Consider the following 18,350-nt stretch of genomic DNA (forward strand, 5'->3'; position numbering starts at 1 on the left):
TCAATTCTCCTTCTTCTGTTTTCCCACCCGATAACGGAATACCTTTTTCAAAAAGAAACGGCGTACTCCATCTCCGCTTTTCTCGCTGAAGCTCTGTTCCAGAGCCCTGCCGCATCCCAGCCATACACGGGCATTGAGCAGCGCGGCATTTCTGACAATAAAATCCTCCTGCTGCGGTGAGGGCAGTACAGAAAGTATACAATCAATTTCCGCACCGTTGATGTTGTTAATGACATCCTCCTCGGACTTTCCTTCTACGTCCAGGGCGCCATAGCCCGCCACCGTAATTCCTCTGTTGTATGTTTCCACAGCCTCTTTGAGGCTTATCATCTCCTGCTCGGACTGCACCATCAGAAAGATCTTCTTTCGATTTTTCTGGAGGTAGCGCAGGAACATTTTAAGAAACACTTTATTTGCTACATCCTTTAGTAAATATCTATCCTGTACTTCCGCCGCTTCCAGTATCTCTTTCTCTCCCGGAAGCACCATATCCATTGCTTTTGTATCTTCTTTCCATGCAGGATTGTCCTTTTCCTGCATGAGCATATCCAGCGTGATAATTTCAATCGTATTGATGGATTCACTCTGCATATACTGCACAGCCGCCTGCATAGCGGCTTTTGCTGTGAAGCCGTCAATCTCCACATCAAAGATATTAATCTTCTCTTTCATCTACACCACCTGTGCTTCTTCTCCCCAGTCGTACAATTGTATCAAAAATCTGCAGATTTTTCAACTCTTTCGTTTTCTTTTTGTAATCAGACCTCCGATCCGTCCTGTTTCTTTTGAGGATAAAGACTTCCATCCCTCTGCCATAACTTTATCTAAAAGGCCCAGTTCTTCTGCAATTTCATACTTCACCTTCTCTTCAGGCTCCAGATTTTTCAAGTCAATTGGTTTTGATTTCTTTTCAGACATATTGATACCTACCTTTCTTTTTGGTAGGAGTATTGCCTAAAATACGTACGACATTCAAAATGAGTAAGAATTTCACATTCAGATGCACCGTTGTCACATTTCTTAGGTCTCGCGGATCCATACCCGCATTTCCCCTGCCGTCCGGTTTCCCCACAGGAAATATGGCACTGCATAAATCATTGTCCCGCCGGCGCGTGGAGGCGTATCACTGTATAAAGCTTTGCTGTCCCCTTTCAATCTAAGGCCGGCGGCTTCCAGCCCTATATAATCCCCCAGAAGCTCATCGGACTTCTGTCTTTCTATTATCTCAGATCCTGCCGGAAGCAGAAGCGCGTTCTGCCCCGTTCCATTGTCAGCCTCTTCCAGGCAGTACACCAGAGGCCCCCGCATCAGCGCTGTACATCCCGCGTCTTCCCGCACACAAAGATTCGCGTAGATCCGTTTCACCTCCATACACAGATGCAGGCTGACGGTATCTCCCTTAGTCCATTCCCTTATTATTGAGACATAACCGTCTTTAACCTCATATTCCTTCGTACATTCCCTTCCATTTACCAGCAGGCTGTAGGAGGAACACCACCCTGGTATTCTGACGGCCAGGGCACTCTTCTCCCTTTTTTCATGATCACAGACTTCATACTGGATCCTGCCCTCCCAGGGATAGTCCGTGACCGTCTTCCAGCTGATTCCATTCTGCAGGGAATGAAAAACACCTCCCAGATAGAGGTGCGAGTAAACACAGCCCCTTGATTCTCCCCATGCATATTTTCCAAGCGATGCGAGCAGACGCGCTATATTGGGCGGGCAGCAGGCGCATGCATACCACTTTGGCCTTACCGGCCGCACATGCTCATACCCGGGCACCTCACCGGATATGCCGGGTACAACCTCCAGAGGATTCACATAGAAGAAATGTCTGCCGTCCCTTCCCATTCCTCCCAATACTCCATTATACAGCGCGCGCTCCATCACATCCGCATATTTTCCGCTAAGATCCAGCCCCAGCATCTTCCTTGCCCAGAACACAAGTCCCACCGCCGCGCAGGTCTCCGCATATGCCCTGTCGTTGGGAAGGTCATAATCCACAGTAAAGGTCTCGCCCTTAGCGCCAGAACCTACGCCTCCGGTTATATACATCCTTTTTTCCGTCACATTTTTCCACAGCCTTACGCAGGCTGCTTTCAGTTCTTCATCCGCTGTCCATGCCGCCAGATCCGCCATTGCCGTGTAGAGATACATAGCACGGACAGCATGCCCCTCGGCCGTATCCTGCTCCCGGATGGGGCGGTGGTTTTGGGTATAATTGCGCTCCGTGGGGTCCATCCAGGCCTTCCGGCTCTTTTCTTGCGCAAAGTAATTCGGGTCCGTGCCCCGTTCCTCAAGAAAATATCCTGCCAGATCAAAGTACCTCTGCTCCTTTGTCACTCTCCACAAACGCAGAAGCGCCAGTTCGATCTCCTCGTGTCCCGGGATACCGCGCACTTTTCCGGGACCGAAACGGGAATCAATCAGGTCCGCCAGGCGCATGGCCAGGTTTAGGAAGGTGCTCCTGCCGGACATCTCGTAATCAGCCACAGCGGCCTCTATCAAATGTCCTGCACAGTATAATTCATGGCACTCCAGTAGGTTCTGCCATTTATGCTCCGGCTCCTTAAGCTGGAAGTAAGTGTTCAGATAGCCATCGTCCTCCTGTGCAAGCTCCATAAGATGAATCACCTGCCGCGCACTTTCTTCCAATCTTCCAGTTCCTTCCATATTAGAGACGTAGCTGACCGCCTCAAGCCATTTCGATACATCGCTGTCCTGGAATACCTGTCCGTAAAACTCCCCCGCCTCCTGACCGGCCGCAATACGAAGATTCCTGATTGCCCCGCTTTTTTCCGCGCCGGGAATCTCGTCCTTCAGGATCTGCTCCTGGTAAGGAAGAACGACATCACGGATTAGTTCCTGATAAAAAGACCAGAATTTATCCTTTACCTCTATTGCCTTTAACTGTGGTTCTGTCTCGATATAATTCTTCATTCTTTCCTCTCTCTGCCCGCCGCTTCACGGAACTGTTTGGGACTCTGCCCCACATTGTCCTTGAAAAAACGGCTGAAATATGATACATCATGAAACCCGATCATTTCCGCAATATCTTTCAGCAGGTAATCCGTATTTAACAGCAGTTCCTTCCCTTTCTCCAGCCGGATATTGGTGAGCAGCCTGCTTGGCGAGATGCGCTGCAGGCTGGTAAACTGATTCGACAGATACGTAGGATTATAGCCAAACTGGCCGGCAAACTTTTCCAGAGACAAATTGCTGTTGTAGTGCAGGTAAATATGCTGTTTCAGCAACTCAACCACGTCCTCGATTTTTTTATTTGCCTTTCCCTCTTTGATCCTGCCAAAAACATCCTGAAACAGCCCACAGATTCCCTCCTCGAACTGCTCAAAAGTCCTGGCCTTCCCAATGACCTCCTCGGCCTGGTAAAATAAATCTTCGACCGCAGCCTCGGCCTCCAGAACCGGATTTCTCTGATAAACTTCCATAAGAATATATTTCACACTGAATTCGCAGCTGATCTGCGGTATCCTCTTTTTCTTCCACTTTGTACATAAAAGCCCAAAAAGGGAGCACAGCCCATCGCCGTCCCCCTGCTCCAGCAAAGAAGCGATCTGGCATTTCTCACTTTCATCCAGCGCCAGTTCACTCTCCTGATTCGATTCTTTCTCCAGAAATACAACATCACTCTTCCCAATCAGCACCTGCCTCGCAAGACTTCTGTGCAGTTTAGCATAAGTCCCGGGAAGCAGCCCGGTATGATCCATTTCATCCGACAAAATCATATGGACCGGCATGGAGAATTTCTTCTCGTAGGATGAAAGTTTCAGTACCACACGCTGTATGGGGCTGATTTCCCGCTTCTTTACAGAAAGGAGGATCAGTTTTTCGTTCTGCTGTTTCATATCGAACACCAGACAATCCTCCCCTTCCCCAAGCCCCTGGCAGAGCTGTTCCTGCAGTTCTTTTGAAGAAAAGCCGCCGATTCCCACCTGAATCAGGTTTTCCGTCCGATTGGTAAACGGACCGATGGAAAACAGAATCAGGTAAAAACAGCAGCCCTCTGTCTCGAGCTGCGCGGTATCTTTCTGTACCCCATTGACCACATAATCGTATACGTTCTGCTTCCTTCCGGCTTTTTTTGAATTCACCATCCTGGTATAGATCTTTTCCAGCGCGCTGCCGACCTCCTCCTTCCTGGGCGGCTTGAGGATATAATCCTGTACGCCGTATCTCATCGCCTGCTTCGCATATTCAAACTCAGAATATCCGCTGAGAATCACGTATTCCGTTCCCGGATACAGCTCCTTTGCCTTTCCGATTAATTCAAGGCCGCTCATCCCCGACATCCTGATATCCGTAATCAAAACATCCGGCCTCGTGGCTGCCATCAGTTCCAGCGCTTCCATACCGTCCTCTGCGGCGCCTGTAATTTCAACGGACAGCCCCAGGTTTCCGATCAGAGCAATAATCCCCTGTCGGATTGCCGGTTCATCCTCTGCAACCAGTATCTTCATCAACATTGTTTTCTCCTTTTCCACCCCGTAACAGTTCCGTCCCTGTACTCCTTATGAAATGTCACGCTTCGATACTCCCGCGGTCTGTCCGCTGTATCAGGCTTACCCAGGAACCGCCCTCGGGCCTGTTTCCTGCCTCCAGCCCAATCCGGCCCTCTGAATAGATTGCCAGCCGTGCATACGTATTTGCCAGCGCCATTCCACCGATCCCCATCTCGGGAATCGAACTTCCTTCTCTGATATTTGCATCTATTTCTGCGAACTGTTCTTTAAGTTTTGCCAGGGCCTCGCCCGTAAAACCAGTCCCATTATCCAGGATCTGAATCCGCCACTCCTCACTTGTCCCCATACCCAGAACCTGTATTTCGTATTTTTTCTGCCTGCTGTTGACAAAACTGTGCTGAAAACAGTTCTCTGCGATGGGCTGCAGTATGAATTTTGGAACCCTTATCTCCTCCATCGCCAGATCCACTTTTATGTCCACCTGCAGGCGGTCCAGATAGCGGTATCCCATTAATTTCAGATAGGTCTCAACATGTGCTATTTCTTCTTTCAAAGGTACCGTAGAATTTCCGGTATCCGTCGTGTACTGCAGCATTTTTGTGAGGTCTGAACAGATGTCCATGATCTCCGGCGCATCTTTCTGATACCCCATCAGCCCGATTACCGACAGTATATTGTGCATAAAATGAGGATTGATCTGTGCCTGAAGCACTTCATATCTGGCCCGTACAGCCCTTGTCTTCGCCTCTACCAGTTCATTTCTGGACTTTTTCATCTTATCGAGCATGTCATAAAAGGCGGAGGTCAGCATCTGGATCTCGTCGTCCGTATCTTCTATATTCCGGTTTAAGGCCAGTTCCCCATAATTCATGTGCTGAATGCTGTCCCTGAGCTGCCGGATCGGCCGGTAAAGATTCTCTGTCACAAGGGTCACCAGCAGAATCATAATACAGAGCAGAATCACGCCCAGCACGATAATCCATGCCAGATTCTGATAGATGACGCCCATATAGCTGTTTACATCTACATAGAGGCAGACCTGCATCTCAAAGGCAGTATTGTCCGCACCATATACCAGATATTTGCGGCTGCCGGCTTTTACTTCCTGTATGTGCCCCTCTTCCGTGAATTCCATCTCCCGCCATATGGATTCCAGGTGTTCTTTATTCTTTAGATCTTTCCCGTAAAACAGTTCTCCTCCATGATAAACAGCTACCTGAACAGGATAATTATTCATCTGCAGAGTGAAAATATCATCGAGAAGCTTTTTCTCATACTGGATATCAATATATCCCAATTTCTGGTATTCATCCTGAATCTGCCTGACATAAGAGAAGACCTCCTCTTTCGTGCGCCCGTATCCATCCTCCGCAAAGGGCGTAATATACTTGATGTATTCATCATCTCTCATCTTTTCCCGCCAGGGAGGAGCTTCAATCCCTTCTTTATTCATGTAGGCCTCGTTATAGATATCCAGATTCAGCCAGTCGTCACGCGCTGAAATCACGTGGAAGCTGCGGTTCCGGAAATCCTCTCCGATCAGGTTCATCAGAACCATCTGTATGGTCTTTCGCTCCTGGGGATATTTCTGGAAATAATTTTCCTCCCCATTATAATTTTCTGCCTGTTCCAGAACACGGAGCACATGCTTGTCAGAAGCCACGCCAAGCGAGATTCTGTGCATATTCTCCAGCAGCTCTCCAAACTGGGTGACCGCCCTGACGGAAAGCTGTTCCATTGTGTCCTGTTCCTTTTCCTTGATGGATTTGCTCTGGGAGTTCATGTATATAGCGAGGAATATAAGGATAAGCAGACTGATTAAAAGAGAGAACAACAGGACTGCCTTTTTCTGATAACTAAGCTGTTTTACCCTGATCATCACGTTCCATCCCCTTTCTGTTTCATTTTCTGCAGCATTTTCCCCACTATATCACACAGCAAATTCGTTATCAACCTTTCACTGCGCCTGCCACCATGCCTGAAATGATATATTTTTGTCCCGCCAGATATACAATGACTACCGGCAGGGAGGAAAGCAGGATGTATGCACATACGATATTCCAGTCACTGCCAAACTGGCCGATAAACTTGTAAACGCCGAGGACTATGGTCCACTTGGAACTGCTGGACAGCAGATACAGCGGATACTGGAAATCATTCCAGATAAATACAAATTGCGTAATAAACGATGTCACGATTACCGGCGTCAGCATCGGGCGTATGATGTGGAAGAAAAGCTGCAGGGGAGTCGCCCCGTCCATTACAGCTGCTTCATCCAGCTCTTTCGGCACGGAACTGACAAAGCTGTATGCCAAGAATACGCTCAGCGGTACAAACATTGCGATATAGACAAATATAATCCCCGCATAAGAGTCCATCATCCTGAATTTCTGCAGGACCTGTATCAGTGCAATGACCTGTACCGGAACCACCAGCCCAAGCAGGAAATAAGAGTATACGCCTCTGTTAATCTTATCCCGGTTTCTGCTTAGGGAATATCCGGCCATTGTCCCCAATATGGAGGATGCCAAAACCGAAACGCCGGTAATCAGGACACTATTCAGGAAGGTCCTGAAAATATTGGACTCCGCAACCGCCACGGCAAAGTTTGCAAACTGCCACACTTCCGGAAGCTTCAGCGTCATGATATCTGCCTCCGCGGAGGTTTTAAATGAATTGATGATAATCAGCAGCAGCGGGATCAGAACGATCAGGCTCAGTATCCACATAAATACCGCCAAAACAGTGCGCTTTATTTTCTGTGCTCTCATTAGTGATCCACCTCCAGTTTTGCAAACAGTTTATTCAGGGCAAAGAATACTACAATGACAAACACCGTCAGTACCACATTGGCCGCACAGCCCGTGGAGAGTGCGCCGCTGCCCAGATAGGAGTATATGGTTGTACTTAGGACCTGGGTGGACATACCCGGCCCGCCTCCGGTCAGGGCGATGATGATATCAAATACCTTCAGTCCGTTGACTACGCTCAGAAGCACATTGATGCTGATAGAAGGCACGATCAGCGGCAGCGTGATATTTTTAAAACTGGTCCATGCCGTTGCGCCGTCGATCGAAGCTGCCTCGTAGTATTCTTTGGAGATCACCTGAAGCCCTGCCAGATAGATTACCATGCAGTAGCCGGCCCCTTTCCATATCTCTACCAGAATGACCATCCACATGGCAGTATTCGGGTTGCCGAGCCAGTCAAAGCTTAAGGCCGAGGAGCTGAAAACAGAAAGAATATGATTAATCAGCCCCGTATCCGGCTGGAGCATTGCCTGGAAGATCTGCCCAACGATCAGGGTGCTTAAGATTACCGGCAGATAAAAAATGGTGCGGAGCACATTTCTGGAACGGATGCTGGTATTCAGCGCAACCGCCATTGCCAGGCCGATCAGGTTCTTGCATACCGTTGTCAGTACGGCAAACAGGATCGTATTGCCAAGCCCCACCCGGAACCGGTTCTGGGAAAACATCTGGATATAGTTGGTAAATCCGACGAATTCCTTGGAATCGTTATAGATCGTGTAGTTCACAAAAGAGTAATAGATACCCAGAATCCCCGGCAGTATGTAAAATAATGTGTAAATAATCAGGGGGATCATCCAGAGATACCTGGGATACATTTTTTTATAATTCATTTACGAGCCTTCCTTTCTTAAAGTAACGGGGCACAAAAACCATCCCGTTTTTGTGCCCCGAATGTAACCGTTCAGGAAAGCCTGAACGGTTACCCCAATGCCGCTGTTCCTTAGAATCCTTCCAGACCAAGGGACTGGCAGATTCCCTCACGGATACCGTCATATTCATCACAGAACTGTTTCGGCGTATACCGGTTCATTACCACTTCCTGAAGCAGCTGGCAGAAGCTGTCCCAATCCTGCCCCTGTATCACGGAATTGTGAGATACATGCACGCCATAAGTTCCGTCGCTTAATTTGTCCAGGAGCTCTTTCGTCGGCGCCGTCATTTGGCTTGGCTCTATATCTTTGAACGGAGATACCGCTCCGATGGAATCATAGAATGCCTGCAGATTTTCATCTTTTGCACACCAGTTGATAAAGTGCTTGCTCACGTCTATATTTTTCCCGTCCTTTGGAATATAGAACTGTGTGCTGGTGGACTGGTAGATCGTATCGTTCTCTCCAATGTAATAGGGGATCATAGTCAGTTTATCCGCTGTTCCTTCTCCATATTTTGCATCGATCTCATTGAACCAGGATGTCAGCCCGATCAGTACGCCGCATTCATTGTCTGCAACCGCTGCAAACTGCCCGTCCCAGGACTGTGCCATTGGATTCTTTCCAAAATAGCCGTCTTTCGACCAGTCATACAAATCCTGCAGCATTGCATTGAAGCTTTCGCTGTCGCCGTAGTTCATCTCGTTTGTGTTAAACTTCTTGATCAGGTCGGGATCCTTCTGGTTGTCCGCATAGACACCTGAGCTAGTGATGTTGCCGCACATCCAGGAATCTCCTGCGCCAAAGTAAAATGGTGTGTAACCTTTTTCCTGCAGCACTTTAAAAGAATCTACAAGATCTTCTTTGGATTCCGGGATATCCAGCCCGCATTTCTCGAACACTTCTCGGTTTACACAGAAACCCCAGTAATCCTGTGCTGCCAGCGGGCAGCCGTAAAGTCTTCCGTCTGTGTCCACAAATCCGTCGATGCTGTTCAGTTTTTCCACCCATGGTTCCTCCGTCAGATCCTCCAGATTCTGAGAGGCGTTCATGTAAGTCAGCTCGGCCGGTGATGCGGAGTTCATAATGATGTCAGGGAGTTCCTTTGTCGTAAACTTGGATTTGATGACCTCGGATGCGGTGTCGCTTGGCAGGATCTCCACCTGGATCTTGACACCAAACTCCTCTTTGTATTCGTCCACCAGCGCCTGCATTCCATCTTTCCACCAATCCTGTGAAGTAACCAGTGAAATGGTTCTTCCGTCCAGATCGTCTTTGGTGTACTCGTAAATATTGGCATCGGTTTCCTGTTTACTGCTCCCGGAACCTTTCTGTGCGTCCGCACCTTTATCGTCCCCGCCCTGGGAACATCCTCCGAGGATTGCTGATACTGTAAAAATTCCTGCCATCAGCATTGGCATTACTCTTCTCTTTTTCATAACCTTCTCCTTTCTTCTCCTGTACCTTTCCTTTACTGATGATTAGATTATAATCGGGCTGCCTTCTTTTTCACATGCACTTTTCACAGGAACAACTTGCACTTTTCAAATATACTCCCGGACAATGCTGTATTTTACGCCCGCTTTCAGATCAATTTCAGCCTCCCAGCCTGACGTTACCGGCAGGGCGCGTCCCAAAGCGCCGCCATTCTCCCCACGAATTACAAAAGGAATGGAACATACGATCACGGCCCGCCCATCTCTTCCAGCGCACAGGCCGCCGCCTGTAAGAGCCCCCTCTTCCCACTCCAAGGATATCCCGAGGCTGCCCGGTGCGCCAATTCCCTTTACACGGCCGCTTTTCCATGCTTTCGGCAGTGCGGGGAGCAGATAAATCTTTCCGCCAAGGCACTGAACAAGGAATTCGGCCATCCCTGCTGCCGCTCCCAGGTTTCCATCGATCTGGAAGATTTCACGTTCCCCTTCATTTTCTCCCAGAGGCGGGTGCAGGTCGAATAAATTATCATAAACCGAGTATTTCAACATCTGTTCCACGTATTCCCATGCACTGTCCGGATCCTTCAGCCTTGCCGAAAAGTTGATCAGCCAGGCGCAGTTCCAGCCGATATACTGCTTTCTCCCATTCAGCCTGATCTCCAGGCTCTTCTTAACAGCCTCCACAAGCCCGGGAGTATCTTCACTATTGATCTGGTTGAAGGGATGAAAACCAATCAAATGTGCAAAATGCCGGTGGCCCGGATCTGCTTCCCTGTATTCTTTCCTCCATTCCAGCAGCTGTCCCTTGCTGCCGATCTGAAATTCCGGAAGCGCATCCAGTACATGTCCGGCCTCCTGGCACTGCCTGCTTACTGGCTGTGTTCCCCGCAGGATCTTCTCGATTTCCAGCAGGTCCAAGAGAACTTCCCGGATCAGAACAATGTCCATCGTGGAGGACACACAGGCGGCGCATTCTCTTCCCTGGTCATCATAAAATGTATTTTCCGGAGAGGTGGAGGGACATGACTGGTATACCCCGTCCTCCTGATATAAATAATCTAAGATAAACGCCGCACATGCTTGAAATACGGGATAGATCTCCGCCAGATACTCCGGATCCCCTGTATAGAGATAGTGCCGGTAAAGATGGGTTGTGAGCCAAAGACCTCCCATAGGCCAGTACGCCCACTTTACTTCTCCCAGCGCCGGAATACACTGCCGCCACAGATCGATATTGTGGTGGATCGCAAAGCCGCGGCAGTTTAAGTTCGCCGCCGCTTCCTGTCCCGCGTCTGCAAGTTCTTTTATCATCTGAATCAGCGGGATCTCACACTCCGGCAGATTTCCGGGCCCGCAGATCCAGTAATTCATCTGGGTATTGATATTCACGGTCCAGTTGCTGCTCCACACGGACCGCACGTCCTCACACCAGATACCCTGGAGGTTCGCCGGCTGTACCATAGCGTCCAGCGGCCTTGAGGAAGAGAGCATCAGGTATCTTCCGTAATGGAATAATAGCACGGAAAGGCCCGAATCGACGCTTCCACTTCTTACCATCTCCAGGCGCTCATCCGTCGGCCGCTGCTCCGCCTCTTCCCCGCCCTCTAATTCCAGGACAGTCCGAAGATAAAGCCGCTGATGTTCCCGCGTATGCTCCCGGAAGTGCTCCTCATAGGATGTAAGCTTTGCCTGTTCCCACCGCTCCTCCAGGCAATGAACCAAGAGTTCGTCTTGTGTGCACAGGGGGCTTCCGTAACCTTCATATCCGGTTTTACCTGATAAGAACAAGGTCAGGCAGGTAAAATCCTGAATGCAGATCTCCCCTTCATTCTCCCTGATCAGGCCGTCACATTCATTAACCCCAATAAAAAGGCCGTATTTCATGCCCGGCTTTTCTTCGTCGTACAGAATCGGGTCGCTGCTGGATACATAGTTTGGCTCTACATGGGAAGGCGCCTGTGCCCATAATAACAGCCCTTGCGTCTTTGCCTCATTCTTTAGCACTTTTAATGGGGTATGCAGGGAGATCGTAACTGAGAGCGGCGCGCCTTCTGTATGAATCCGGATATACATCCCGTTTTGTACTGCCGAGACAAAAACCTCTTCTCTTACCTTCTGCCCCTTGAACTCCCAGACCGTCCGCGTTACGGCTTCATCCAAGTGCAGACGCCTGTCACAGGCATCGTATTTTGCATCAGTCCCAAACTGCAGCTCCAGCCGCCCTGCCGACAGATAGGATTCATTATTACACCCCAGCATATGCTCCTGGATCAGCTTCTGCGCGTCCCAGTACGCGCCGTCCTTTAAAAGTCTTCTGGCCTCCCCCAGCATTTCCTGCGGGATCTTCTGCTGCCCCCGCCAATGTCCCGGGCAGCCGGACCACAAAGTATCCAGGTTCAGAGAGATGCGCTCCCGGGGAAATCCCCCGTATACCATAGCCCCAAGATGTCCGTTTCCGAGCGGCAGCGCCTGGGTAAAATCTTTTGCCGGCTTTGTATACCATAATGTCTGGTTTTTAGTTTTCATAGTCTCTTCCTTTCCCCGTTTTTTGTGCAAAGGGGTCTGACCCTTTTGCAGAGGGGTCTGACCCCTTTCCCGCCTTTTCAGACAGTACCGGTGTTTCCTGCAGGCCAAATGGTTTCAGCACTGTCAGGGCAGACCATGCATCCCCGCTCTCATATACCGGTGTCACCGGAAAATAAAGTTCCAGCACATTCTCTCCCTCTGCAAGCTCCAGTTCTGCCGTGTAGGGCGGGCCGATCAGCATTTTCACCGGTTCTTTGTTGAGTTGGATTTCACATACATCCACTGGCTGCGGTATGGTTATTTTTCTCTGTACCGCTTGATCCGCAGATACCACGGTTCGGTAAATGATCTGGCCGTTGAATTTTTCTGACGCCAGCCATGGATTCAGATCCTCAAGCACCCCAGAATTCCCACGCCTGAGCAGCACCGGCTCTTCTGCCCTGCTGTCCGCCGCATAGATCTCCCATATGCTTTCTATTCTTTCACTTTCTTCCCATTGTCCCTGTGTTTCCGCCGGGATTTCTTCCCGCAGGAAAAGGCAGACCGCTGCCTCACCTGGCTCCAGGCTTAGAACTGCATTTCCCTCCGCATTTCGTTTCAACTCATAGCATTTGTTTTCGAGTCCGTCATAGCGCACAGCATATGCCGGCTCTTCCCCCTTTTGGCAGACTGTGAATTTCTGTTTCTCTGCCACAGCTTCATTAAAACAAAGAAGGGCTGTCCCGTAATCATTTTCATATGGATAGGTTCGGAGCTTTTTATTCCCTCCCTGTATGACCAGACTCGGATGAATCAGTTCCATCACCCTCCCGGGGAGTTCCGTGAGCGAAACTGTCTCCACCATGCTGATAAAGGCATTATCCGCATCCGGCGCCCTGTCGATGCAGAGTACCCGGCCTCCCAGCCGCATCCATTGTTCCACCCCTTTTAAAGTCTCTTCGGGCAGAAATTTCATGGCCGGAATTACCAGGCATTCATACTCCTGTGAACCCACTTTCAATGTGTTCCCATACTGTGTTTCATACCCGCCCGTACCGGAAAATACATCGCATGGAATCACATCTGCATCGATCTGGTGCTCCATCAGGCTGCGCAGCGGTTTCTGGTACAACTGCGCATCCTCTCCGGACCATTCCGCGTCCGCATGATACAATACCGCGGCCCGCGCAGGATACCTCCCTCCGCTCAGCAAATGCCCCATACGGTTCACATATTCCATTAATTTCTGAAAATACGGATACTGCATATGTCTGCCTCCTGCATAGAAATGAGGCGGGCAGTCCGGATCCGGATATGTTTCCGGTGAAAATGCATGCGGTACGAAGTAATTGATCCCCCTGGCCAGCATATGATCCGCCAGCCATTTCATCAGGGATACGCCCTCCTGCCATCCAAACGCGCCAAATATCTCACACATCGCCCTGCCCTGATGCAGCAGGTTAATATGCGCCGCAGAACTCCCCAGCTTTCCAAGTCCGTAATGGAAGAACTCTCCATCCCGGTCAGAAGCCACCCACTGATGGGTTTCCTGATCCATCCCCGGCATTACCTGCAGCAGCACGACATCGATCCCTCCCATATCAAAGGAGGACATGGTTCTGAAATAGTGGCCGGTGCTGCATCCCAGACGCCCGTGGGAATTGTCATCCTCTATAATATGACCGACATGCAGAACACCCCTCTCACTGCACCAGTCATGGATCTGATCTGAAAATGCGGTTTTTAATTGTTTTGTCACCGCATCCATATATTCGTACCGTATGGTTTTTGTCCTGTCACCGCACGGGTACCAAAGAGCCGGGAGATGATTCACAAAATCCACTTCCCATTTTTCCCGCAGCCTGTCGGAAAGTTCTCCGCTCCACGGAATAAATTTCATCTTTTCCCCAAGCCTTGCCTGAAAATCATACCCCGGAAGATTGCCAAATTCCGGCTCATCCGAAAAGAACCCTTCGAAGGTGCCGCCGAATTCCTTTCCATAATGCCTGTAATGCGGCTCATATACCTGCTCTATCAGCACTTTTACGGATTTCGAATCCAGGATATTAAAATAATTTAGTTTTCCATTCCCTTCATGGGTTGTATAGAACAAAACCACCCGGTGAAGCCCTTCCGGCACATCGATCCGAAGCCAACCGTCTTTGATCTTCCCCGTCACGTCAAGGCTTTTGGACAAGTCCAGTTCCGTACTGCCGGAATCCGTCCGGGGCGAAAGCACTGCCCCAACCAGCTCTTCTCCTTCTTTCAGCACCGCTCCCGCAGGAAGCGCAGCCTGTCTTACCGGCCCCAGGACATCCGTTGACCAGCAGGTAAGAAACTGATTTGACAACTCGTTCAATCCGCCTTCAAATGCACCGTTTGCATGCCCTGTTGGAAAATGGTCGTCATCCAGGAGCCATAGCTTCATGTCATGCTCTTTTGCATATTCCATAATAAAATCCATATCTGACCACCAGGACGTCCCCCCAAAGTCCGGATGGGGCCTGGCTTCAATGCAGATTCCGCGTATATTGCAGTCATAGATTTTATCCAGTTCTTCCCTTAATACCTTATGATCCTCACCGTGCATCCAGAAAAACGGATAGATTGTGTTACCCGCTTTGCCCTGCAATACCTGCTCTAATCTGTTATTACTCATGATCCCTGCACCTTTTCCATATTTTTACTTCATAAGGCTGCAGACAGCACTGCCTCTGCGCCCCCCATTCCTCAGGTATGTCAGCTGTCTGTTCCCTGCCGGAATGATTCATCACAAACAAAAAGGCCTCCCTGTCATTCTGCCTCACCGCATATTCAACCGGCCCGCCCCAGGTATTCCTGAGCATAAAGCCGCATTCCCTGCCAACCTGCTTCATGATCCATTCTCCCGCCGCTTCATCCGGAACGCATCCGATGTACCATGCTTTACCACTGCCGTACGTATGTACGGTGACTGCAGGTTTCCCTTTGTACATCCCTGTCTCATACAGAAGAACCGGCTCCGCTCCCTCCGGGCAGATACAGTCACACCAGATGGCGCCTTTTCCAACAGAACCTTCCCTGCTTTCTCTGTCTTGTTCTTTCCGGTTTTCTTGTTTATCCCCTGCCCGGGGCGCTGCTGCCAGACCGGACTCTTCCGCCCACATGCAGTCGTACTCGGGAACCGTAATTCCCAGCAGCTTTCTAAACGGCCCGGGAAGTATACCGGGAAGGCATGCGTTGCAGCGGTCTTTCACTCCCGAACGCACCGACATTACCAGGTTTCCCCCGGATTCCACATAGCGTTCCAGCCTCTCCGCCTGCTCCGGGGACGAGAGATACTGAAGCGGGGCAAATACCAAAGGATACATCTCCATTGGCTCGCCTTCCCGTATGAAGTCAACCGCTATGCCTGCCTCGTAACACCATCTGTAAAACTGCTGCACCTGGTACAGGTAAGAATAATCCGGGTGATGGGGCTGCACCTGAAGCGCCCAGTCCTGCTCATAGGAGAAGAGTATCGCCGCTTGTCTCACCGGCATGCTTCCCTTCATCTCCTCCATCACCGGCTTCAGCGTTCGGATCGTTTCCTGCAGTTCCCGGTAAGTTCTGCCCGGGACACCGCTGTGCGGCAGAATCCCATGCCAATACTGTTCCGTTCCATAAAGGCAGTTCCTCCATCGGAAATAGACAATTGCGTCCGCTCCATGCGCTACGCTCTGCGAGGTCCAGAGATTCAACTGCCCCGGCTGCGGAGTCCTGCCGATCAGTTTGCCCCCCGTGGCCCCTGCCTGCATCTCCAGCATCCAAAAAGGCTGTTTTTTGACGCTGCGGATAAAATCATAACAGGCTGCCACTTCCCATGCAGGCTGCCCCGGCTGCTCAAAATAGTATCCCGTCGGGTATTGGTCATTGCCCGCAATGTCCAGGTTCTCTGCCATTTCAAAATAGTCCGTTTTATCATAAAATCCCATTAGATTGTGGGTAATCATCTTATCCGGAGAGATCTCCCGGATGATATCTGCCTGCATCTTCAGGAAATCATTGACCAGGTCGGAGGTGAACCGTTTCCAGTCCAGTTCCAGAGATGGGCTGTGCATGGTCGGCACTGTCCTTGGCGCGGGGATCTGGGAAAAGTCGTTATATTCCTGGCTCCAGAACACGGTACCCCATGCAGCATTCAACTCCGAAACATTCTTATACTTTACTTTCAGCCAGCGCTGGAAGCTTCTCTCGCAGCTTGGGCACATGCACAGATCTTCATGGCTGTTTCCCAGCTCATTATCAATTTGCCAGCCGATTACCCATGGCTCATCCTTGTACTGCCCGGCCATTCTCTCCACTAATAACCGGATCGCACTCCGATAATGATGATTGCTCATGCAGTCGTGATGGCGGCCGCCGAATCCCTTACGCTCCCCGCGGGAGTCCATGGGAAGTATCTCCGGATCCTCCCCGATCAGCCAGGCCGGAGGCGCCGCAGTAGGGGTGCCCAGTATGGTATAGATGCCTGCCTGTTTCAGCATTTCAATGATTTCATCCAGCCATCCGAACTGGTAGACTCCGGGTTCCGGCTCAAAACGGCTCCAGGAAAACTCGCCCATACGCACTGCCTGGATCCCCATCTCCTTCATCAGCCTGATATCCTTTGCCCAGCGCTCCTTCGGCCAATGCTCTGGGTAATAATCCACGCCAAAGGAAATCGGCGGTATAGCTGTCTTGTTCATAACTTTTCCTCCTCTGCTTCTTCTTTTTTCACCTTTCCACCACTTTTGCGGTATATTTAAGGCATTTTTGTTTTAAAAGATAAAAGATCAATTTTAGTATAAACGCAGCCGGAACGGATTCACATGAAGGATTCACAGATTGTTTATGTAGAAAGTTTATGTCATAAAAGATTTTCAGTGGTATAACTAAACGGACAGGCAGCGGAAGTGGCGGCGTGCGCATCCCGCCTGGAAGGCTTTTTTCTCTTATAGGCGAACTTTCCTATAAGAGAAAAAATAAGCCACACAAAATAAGGCTGCTTTTATAAATCCAGCCTTATTTTGTATGGCTCATTAATTGATCGTAACAGTCCAGGCAGACCTAAACTGTTACGATTGATATTCTATCTTTACTTCTCGTCAGGGATTATGATTGCAGCTATAAAATATGCCACAATACCGCTGCCTGTGCAGCCTAAGAGTACCAAAAGCAAACGTATCAGAGTTGCGTCTATGTTGAAATATTCTGCGACACCTCCGCACACTCCGCAAATCATGCGGTTGTTTCTTGAACGGTATAATTTTTTTGGTTCCATAATAATTCCTCCTATTTTATTATAGATTTACTGCCTTATTGGTCTAAATGATGCTTAGCGTTACTTTTTAAAAATCTTCGTTGAATTTGACTTCCACTCTTCCGATGCCGCAGTCGATCTTCATCGGTCTGCCTGTTCCATTATCTAATTTACGTTCACTTCCAAGACCTGCATAGCTGTAATCTCCAACGGTAAGTTCACCGATTCCGCATTTCAGATCATAGTCGTAATCGTCCTGGTTACCATACAGTGTCATTTTAAGTTCGCCAACACCACAGTGAATGTCCGCAGATTGATTTACTTTTCCTTTTAGAGTCGTCTGGCCTGCACCACATTCCACGTCCAGCTCTCCTGCCTCAAAGCTTTTAATCACAGCCTGGCCTGCGCCTACATTGATATCCAGCTCTCCTGACTCAATGCTTTCAATTTTCAACAATCCTGCCCCGATATCGAAGGATGCCTCTGTAAGACCGCTGTCCTCCGGAATCTGAATGACCACGGCCCCGGAATTATGTCTTCCAATCTGTTTCCATATACTATGATTCTTTGTTTCAATAAAGAGTTCGTGGTCCTCTGTCCCCATGATCAGATTATTTCTCAATTTGCTGTTCAGCTGGCTGGTATCTACTGTAATGGTATCCCCGCTGTATCTTCTAATATCGATCTCCACATAGGTTACCTCTATATCAATGGACTGTATTTCCTTAAAATTGGATACATATTCTTCACTGCCCTGAGTATAATGCTCTCCGGCCGTCTCCAAGTCATCCAGATCTTCCAAGTCATTATCATCATAACCATTCCATCTCTGCCAGTCATCCCAGTAGAACCAACGGTCTGAAGCATACACCTCTCCGATGCCCGAAAGAGTCGCCCCCATTCCGGCGCCCGTCACACAAAGTACGAGTCCAATGCCTGCAATTGACGCACATACAATCCAAAAAATCTTCCACCCTCTTCTCATT

At 49.5% G+C, this 18,350-nt stretch carries 13 protein-coding genes; all 13 read right to left on the bottom strand.

Annotated elements, in window-relative coordinates:
- The 13 genes from GKG43_RS03225 to GKG43_RS03285 all read right to left on the bottom strand — a co-directional run bounded on the left by GKG43_RS03225 (position 1) and on the right by GKG43_RS03285 (position 18,349).
- Entirely contained in the window at positions 1–672 is a 672-nt protein-coding gene (locus GKG43_RS03225) for a WecB/TagA/CpsF family glycosyltransferase (RefSeq protein WP_025655018.1), read from the bottom strand.
- Between the two features lie 60 nt (positions 673–732).
- Positions 733–918 (bottom strand): small, acid-soluble spore protein, alpha/beta type, encoded by a 186-nt coding sequence (locus tag GKG43_RS03230; RefSeq protein ID WP_025655017.1) that lies wholly within the window; start codon positions 916–918, stop codon positions 733–735.
- Positions 919–1,020: 102 nt separating this feature from the next.
- The gene (locus GKG43_RS03235; RefSeq protein ID WP_129878523.1) at positions 1,021–2,940 is read right to left on the bottom strand and encodes a beta-L-arabinofuranosidase domain-containing protein; all 1,920 of its coding nucleotides are present in this window, start codon (positions 2,938–2,940) and stop codon (positions 1,021–1,023) included.
- Positions 2,937–4,484: a response regulator gene (locus GKG43_RS03240; RefSeq protein WP_055150823.1), complete on the bottom strand. Its 1,548-nt coding sequence runs from the start codon at positions 4,482–4,484 to the stop codon at positions 2,937–2,939. The genes GKG43_RS03235 and GKG43_RS03240 overlap by 4 nt, the downstream gene beginning before the upstream one ends.
- Positions 4,485–4,539: 55 nt before the next feature.
- Entirely contained in the window at positions 4,540–6,360 is a 1,821-nt protein-coding gene (locus GKG43_RS03245; protein WP_055150826.1) for a histidine kinase, read from the bottom strand.
- A 70-nt stretch (positions 6,361–6,430) separates the two neighbouring features.
- Positions 6,431–7,252: a carbohydrate ABC transporter permease gene (locus GKG43_RS03250; protein ID WP_025655013.1), complete on the bottom strand. Its 822-nt coding sequence runs from the start codon at positions 7,250–7,252 to the stop codon at positions 6,431–6,433.
- Positions 7,252–8,124, bottom strand: coding sequence for a sugar ABC transporter permease (locus tag GKG43_RS03255; RefSeq protein WP_129878527.1), 873 nt, complete (start codon positions 8,122–8,124; stop codon positions 7,252–7,254). Before GKG43_RS03255 ends, GKG43_RS03250 begins: the two co-directional genes overlap by 1 nt.
- Positions 8,125–8,234: 110 nt before the next feature.
- Positions 8,235–9,602, bottom strand: a complete 1,368-nt coding sequence (locus tag GKG43_RS03260) for an ABC transporter substrate-binding protein (RefSeq protein WP_129878529.1) — start codon at positions 9,600–9,602, stop codon at positions 8,235–8,237.
- A gap of 105 nt (positions 9,603–9,707) precedes the next feature.
- Positions 9,708–12,125 (bottom strand): glycoside hydrolase family 95 protein, encoded by a 2,418-nt coding sequence (locus GKG43_RS03265; RefSeq protein WP_055150835.1) that lies wholly within the window; start codon positions 12,123–12,125, stop codon positions 9,708–9,710.
- Positions 12,115–14,763, bottom strand: a complete 2,649-nt coding sequence (locus GKG43_RS03270) for a hypothetical protein (protein ID WP_174518396.1) — start codon at positions 14,761–14,763, stop codon at positions 12,115–12,117. Before GKG43_RS03270 ends, GKG43_RS03265 begins: the two co-directional genes overlap by 11 nt.
- Complete coding sequence (locus GKG43_RS03275; RefSeq protein ID WP_055150838.1) at positions 14,756–16,810, bottom strand: beta-galactosidase; 2,055 nt, start codon at positions 16,808–16,810, stop codon at positions 14,756–14,758. The genes GKG43_RS03270 and GKG43_RS03275 overlap by 8 nt, the downstream gene beginning before the upstream one ends.
- A gap of 389 nt (positions 16,811–17,199) precedes the next feature.
- Positions 17,200–17,385, bottom strand: coding sequence for a PspC domain-containing protein (locus tag GKG43_RS03280; RefSeq protein ID WP_025655008.1), 186 nt, complete (start codon positions 17,383–17,385; stop codon positions 17,200–17,202).
- Positions 17,386–17,452: 67 nt separating this feature from the next.
- Positions 17,453–18,349: a DUF4097 family beta strand repeat-containing protein gene (locus tag GKG43_RS03285; protein WP_055150841.1), complete on the bottom strand. Its 897-nt coding sequence runs from the start codon at positions 18,347–18,349 to the stop codon at positions 17,453–17,455.
- Position 18,350 lies beyond the last annotated feature (1 nt).

Origin of the sequence: Eubacterium sp. BIOML-A2 (assembly GCF_009680135.1) — a bacterium.
In the GTDB taxonomy this organism is placed as follows: domain Bacteria; phylum Bacillota; class Clostridia; order Lachnospirales; family Lachnospiraceae; genus Faecalicatena; species Faecalicatena contortus_B.

Excerpts from the sequence above, each read along its gene's own strand:
- GKG43_RS03275 (WP_055150838.1), bottom strand. The coding sequence starts at position 16,810 with ATGAACAAGACAGCTATACCGCCGATTTCCTTTGGCGTGGATTATTAC.
- GKG43_RS03230 (WP_025655017.1), bottom strand. The coding sequence starts at position 918 with ATGTCTGAAAAGAAATCAAAACCAATTGACTTGAAAAATCTGGAGCCT.
- GKG43_RS03285 (WP_055150841.1), bottom strand. The coding sequence starts at position 18,349 with ATGAGAAGAGGGTGGAAGATTTTTTGGATTGTATGTGCGTCAATTGCA.
- GKG43_RS03265 (WP_055150835.1), bottom strand. The coding sequence starts at position 12,125 with ATGAAAACTAAAAACCAGACATTATGGTATACAAAGCCGGCAAAAGAT.
- GKG43_RS03260 (WP_129878529.1), bottom strand. The coding sequence starts at position 9,602 with ATGAAAAAGAGAAGAGTAATGCCAATGCTGATGGCAGGAATTTTTACA.
- GKG43_RS03280 (WP_025655008.1), bottom strand. The coding sequence starts at position 17,385 with ATGGAACCAAAAAAATTATACCGTTCAAGAAACAACCGCATGATTTGC.
- GKG43_RS03235 (WP_129878523.1), bottom strand. The coding sequence starts at position 2,940 with ATGAAGAATTATATCGAGACAGAACCACAGTTAAAGGCAATAGAGGTA.
- GKG43_RS03250 (WP_025655013.1), bottom strand. The coding sequence starts at position 7,252 with ATGAGAGCACAGAAAATAAAGCGCACTGTTTTGGCGGTATTTATGTGG.
- GKG43_RS03255 (WP_129878527.1), bottom strand. The coding sequence starts at position 8,124 with ATGAATTATAAAAAAATGTATCCCAGGTATCTCTGGATGATCCCCCTG.
- GKG43_RS03270 (WP_174518396.1), bottom strand. The coding sequence starts at position 14,763 with ATGAGTAATAACAGATTAGAGCAGGTATTGCAGGGCAAAGCGGGTAAC.
- GKG43_RS03225 (WP_025655018.1), bottom strand. The coding sequence starts at position 672 with ATGAAAGAGAAGATTAATATCTTTGATGTGGAGATTGACGGCTTCACA.
- GKG43_RS03240 (WP_055150823.1), bottom strand. The coding sequence starts at position 4,484 with ATGTTGATGAAGATACTGGTTGCAGAGGATGAACCGGCAATCCGACAG.
- GKG43_RS03245 (WP_055150826.1), bottom strand. The coding sequence starts at position 6,360 with ATGATCAGGGTAAAACAGCTTAGTTATCAGAAAAAGGCAGTCCTGTTG.